At 43.5% G+C, this 5,165-nt stretch carries 4 protein-coding genes and 1 pseudogene; all 5 read left to right on the top strand.

The genetic code is table 11. The annotated features are described in order from the left end of the window. On the top strand, positions 1-2,411 hold a 2,411-nt coding region (locus AB7U36_RS17945; protein WP_428161046.1), incomplete at its 5' end, for a LamG-like jellyroll fold domain-containing protein. A 99-nt stretch (positions 2,412-2,510) separates the two neighbouring features. Next, a complete protein-coding gene (locus AB7U36_RS17940; protein ID WP_428161045.1) occupies positions 2,511-3,656 on the top strand; it encodes a glycosyltransferase in 1,146 nt (381 codons plus the stop codon). Positions 3,657-3,897: 241 nt separating this feature from the next. Continuing rightward, entirely contained in the window at positions 3,898-4,137 is a 240-nt protein-coding gene (locus AB7U36_RS17935) for an addiction module protein (protein ID WP_428161044.1), read from the top strand. 33 nt (positions 4,138-4,170) lie between these two features. Continuing rightward, positions 4,171-4,425, top strand: coding sequence for a type II toxin-antitoxin system RelE/ParE family toxin (locus AB7U36_RS17930; protein ID WP_428161043.1), 255 nt, complete (start codon positions 4,171-4,173; stop codon positions 4,423-4,425). Positions 4,426-4,463: 38 nt separating this feature from the next. Continuing rightward, positions 4,464-5,165, top strand: a pseudogene (locus tag AB7U36_RS17925) (ATP-grasp domain-containing protein); the annotation flags it as partial.

The raw sequence follows: 5,165 nt of genomic DNA, 5'->3' as shown, positions 1-5,165 counted from the left end.
AAAAGGTTCTTCAGCCCGGTGATGTCGTTCTTTTCAGAGAAGGGACTTACCCGGAAAGAATTTCCAGCAAAAATTTTGGCGGAACTAAGGAGGCTCCCATTGTAATAATGGCTTATCCCGGAGAAACGGTAGTCTTCACAAATTGTGGAACAGGGAGCAACGGGGCTGCCATTGACCTTAAAGGGGCATGGCATTTGGTGCTTGATGGATTTATTTTTGACAATCAAACGGTTCCGGGGAATGGAAACGGAATCTGCCTGAATGGATCCACATCCTACGACTGGAAGCCCGTAAATAATATCGTGATCCGAAATGTCGAAGCCATGAATACGAAAAGCGGCCTGCGCGCCATGGTGAACATCCATGATCTGCTGGTTGAAAACTGCGTCATTCATGACACAGGCTCTCACAATATTTACTGGGGGAGCGGCAGTAACGAACAACCCAATTCCGATTTAATTCTTCGCAACAGCATTTTGTACATGGGCTCAAAGGATTTAGACGGACGACATTGTTTCCAGCATAACGGCGTTGTAACCCGGTTAATAGTAGAAAATAATATATGTCATTCCACGGTCAAAGGTGGCGGCATATCTATCGAAAATGGTGCCTCCGATTCGATCATCAGAAATAACCTGATATTCAATACCTCCAAAATGGGAATACAGTTTTACAGCTATAAAGCAAAATGGGGCGCTCCCATGATCAACAATGCGGTCATCAACAATACGGTATGGATTGGGACCTACAGTTTGAGCGGGAAAAAGGAGCCCAAGGACCATTCCGGTATCCTGATAAAGGACAGCACAGGACATTTGCCAATTGAATATACGAAAATTCGAAATAACATAATCTACACACAATATGGATTCCCCGTACATATCTCTACGGAATCGCTTGCCAAAACAACTTTTGTAACCAACAATATTCTATATCGAACGGCAAATGATACTGAAAAATTTCTTATCTGGCCTGGGAAAACTGCGGCTAAAATTGCCGATGAAAAGATAAGTATTAATGAATTGAACGAATTTAGCGAACACATGAGAAACAACAGGCTTTGCGATCCAGGATTCAAAATGGCTGACATAGAAAATTACACAGCCCCGGAGAAATTTAATTTTGAACTTTTAGCAGAGTCGCAGGCAATAAAGTATTCAGTAAAAGAAACAGAGTCATCCGGGTATGATTTACGTTTGAAAAACAGACCGTCAAATCAATTTGATGCCGGGTGCTATGAGTATACGAATGATAATTTCCCGCCGGTATTCAATCAATTCGGGGAGCGAATTTTTACTGCCGCCGACAAACAAGTTTCTTTTTCCTTGGGTGGCGTTGATCCTGATGGGCAGGCGCTGAAGTATTCGTGTATATATCCGCCCCAAGGCGCTGCAATAAAGGGGTCCTCGTTTACATGGACACCTGATCTATCCCAGATAGGCACACATAAACTCTTATTTGAGGTTACGGATGGTGTATCCAGAGATCGCCTGATAGCGCCTGTGACTGTTCTGAAACCGGATCATAAAGCGCCTGAAATCCTGGGGGTTAAGCCGGGGGGAAAGCGCTCTGTTTTTGTCATGTTTGACGAAGTGGTCAAGAGGGAGATTGTTGAAAATGTTAACAATTATGAAATAACAGGCAACATAGACCTATTGGGCGTTGAGTATCGCGCTAGTGAAAACACCTTGGTATTGAACACTTCGCCACAGAGTTTTGGAAATTTGTATGCTGTACATATTAAAAAAATTGAAGACTATTCGGGAAATATACTCAGCAAGGCAGACTTGAAATATCTGTTCGATCCATTGAAAGCCTACTGGAAGCTTAACGAGGGTTCCGGTAGCGTTGCGAAAGATAGTTCTTACAATTCTTATGCAGGAAATATTGTCGGTCCGGAATGGATAGTGCAAAACGGTTTCCCTATACTTATTTTTGACGGCAAGAATGATTATGTCCAAGTTAAAAATCGAAAAGAACTGAATCCTGTCCAGGAATTTTCCATTTCAATGTGGATTAACTGGCACCGCAAGGGCGGTAAAAAGTATCAAGCCTTAGCTTATAAATCCCATGTATTGGATCTTCTTTTTGATGGTGAAACCATTGCATTTATATCAAACGGAAAATATAAACATTTTGCTAAGATCCAACCCGGGGTGTGGAATCATATTGTTTTTACTTATCGGGAGGGTGGGGAAATGAAATTGTATGTCAATGCCCAGTGTGTTGATCGCAAATATAAGGCAGTTCCGTTTATGAAAAACCATGAAGGGGATATGTATATTGGTGCTAGAAGCAATGGTCGTTCCCACTTTTATAACGGTATCATCAATAATGTTCGTTTTTACCATGCTGAACTTGAATTGCCGGAAGTTCAAAATTTATACAATGAAATGGCTTCAGGATTTTAGTGCATGAATGTTTCTCCATGATATGCTTGTAATGGTCTTGACTAATGGGCTGAAGAATTTTACAGCTTCGCCGGCGTTTTTGAAAATGAAAATTGCGTTGTGAAGATTCTCTCCTTTTCATATTGTTTTCCAAATGAAACCAATCCCAACTGGGGGATTTTTGTATTTCAACGGATTAAGGCGTTGTCAAAGTTTGCTGATTTACAGGTTTGTTCCCCGGTTCCGTGGTTTCCCTTTTTGGCACCTGGTAAAAAAATTGTCCATGGAATTTGGAAGGGGCTTGAGGTTTCGAGGCCCCGTTTTTTTTATACCCCCAAAATTTTAAAAAATAACGACGCCCGATTTTACGCCAGGGGAATTTTGCCTTGGGTTAAGAAATTATGCCGTACCTGGCAGCCTGACATCTTGGACGCTCATTTCGTTTGGCCGGACGGGGTTGGTGTTTCCTTGATAGCAAGGGATATAGGGATTCCTTATGTGATTACGTTACGGGGCAAGCTGTTTGAATGTATGAAAGAACCTTCCCAGGTCCGGCAGTGTGCTGAGGCCCTGAAGGATGCTTCTGCGGTGATAAGTGTTTCCAGCGGTCTTGCTGAGGCCGCCATAAAATTGGGGGCAGACCTTGCCAGGATAAGTGTCATTCCCAATGGCGTGGACGCTGAAAATTTTAATATCAAAGATAAGAGCGCCTGTCGAAAATCGTTGGGGTTGCCTGAGGATAAAAAAATATTGGTTACGGTGGCTCACCTTGGTCATCGCAAAGGGCACCATGAAGTGATCAGGGCGCTATCCGGTTTATCCGAAGATGTTTGCCTGGTTCTTGTGGGTGGGCCAGCCCAGGGGGGAAACCATGAGACCATTATGGCAGAAGCAGAAAAATCAGGTGTTGCAAGGCAGATCATTCTTGCAGGCCCTCAACCATATGACCAGGTGGCCCGGTATTTCAGTGCAGCCGATGCCAGTGTCCTGGCTTCCTATAGGGAAGGTTGTCCTAATGCTGTGCTTGAGAGCCTTGCCTGTGGCACGCCGGTTGTTGCAACGGATGTGGGTGCTGTGCGCGATATTTTGCCGGTTCCCGGTGCTGGGTGTATTGTGCCCCGGAAGCAGATTGAGCCATTGAAGGAAGGAATTAAAACGGTTTTGTCAACGAAATGGGAGCCGGAATCAGTGCTTGAGGCAAGCAAGGTCAGGTCATGGGAGCAGGTTGCAATTGAGGTTGAGTCGGTATTTCAAAAAATAGTTTAAATCAATTCCGGCAGTAGATAAAAAAGTTGTTACATGGATGTGGGTTTTAAAAGTAGAAATTATCCGCAGATTACGCAGATGATCGCAGATATTTGTTTAAAAATTATGTTATCTGAGGATAACCGTATTTAAAACCTCCTGGATGAGTAATGTTTAGAGATGCTACAGGCTACGGCTTTTTCTGTGAATATGATTATGATAGAGTTAAAAAATAAGGATGAAATGTAACTAGGAGAAAATCATGTCATCAGCATTAGAAACATGCCGTAAACAGGTAAAAAAGCTTTCTGTAAGCGAGCGCGCCATGTTGCTTAAAGCGCTCATTGAAGAGCTTGATGAACTCGACGAACAGAATTTAGAAAAGCTTTGGATTGAGGAAGCTTTAAAGCGATTTCAGGATTTCAAGGCAGGTAAAATTAAAGCAAGGCCTGGAATAGATGTCTTTACTAATGCCCGGGCAAAACTGCGGGACGTTCGATGAGGGTTCGTTTTCTTTTGCCGGCTGAATGAAGAAATGATTGAAGCTGCCATATATTATGAAATGCAGGTTGAAGGGCTTGGTAAGAATTTTCTTGACATCATTGAAGCAGCTGTCGCTGAAACAGCCGAAAATCCTGGGATCTGGCCCGAGATTGAACAAGGGATACAGAGACGGTTGATACGGCGTTTCCCTTATTCCATCCTCTATACAGTCTATGAAAATGAATTGGTGATTATTGCCATTATGCATCAAAAACAAAAACCCCGTTACTGGATAGGTAGATTGTAAAATTTCCATAGTAGGGCAAACTGATATGGAGACTGAATATGTATGCGGTAAAGCCGTTTATTCAAGAAAAAATCAAGGAAAAAGACAGAAGGCGAAGAGTCCTTGCTATTGTTGGCGATACCCAGGTGGGGCTCTGGGTGGTCAGGAACCTGGCAATGAACGGCTTGACGGTTCATTCCATAGTTAAATCAAAGTATGGGCAGCCGGCTAACAGCCGGTATTCCAGCAGTGCCTGGGTCATGGAATCCCCGACTTACAGTCCAGGCTTTATCGATGAAATTAAGGAACTGGTCAAGCTACTGAATGTAGGCTCCATTATGCCTGTTGCTGAAGGCTATCATAATGTTCTTATAGATGTTCGGGATCAGTTTGAGCCAGATGTGCATCTGTTCTCTCCTGCCCGGGACGTTTTTGATAAGGCAACGGACAAGGATTATATGCAGGACTTATGTCAGAAGTTGGGTGTTCCTGTCGCTAAAGGTATGTGCCTGGACCAGTTCATGTCCGATCAAAAAGCATTAAAATTTCCTCTGGTTTTCAGGACCAGGAGGCAGAACCAAGGTAGACAGGCACCCTGGAAAGCTGCTTATGCAGAAAATGAAGTCCAGCTCCGGAAGGTCTATGACCAGGTCCGGGATTTTGCCGATAACATCATTGTTCAGGAATATTGCCCCGGGGCAGAGGACCATGTTCAGGTTATGATGTACAAGGGTGAACCGTTTATGGTGGGGGACTATATT

Source organism: Desulfobacter sp. (assembly GCF_050177295.1).
Note: the sequence above shows the minus strand (reverse complement) of the source record. Positions and strands in the feature narration are given on the sequence as shown.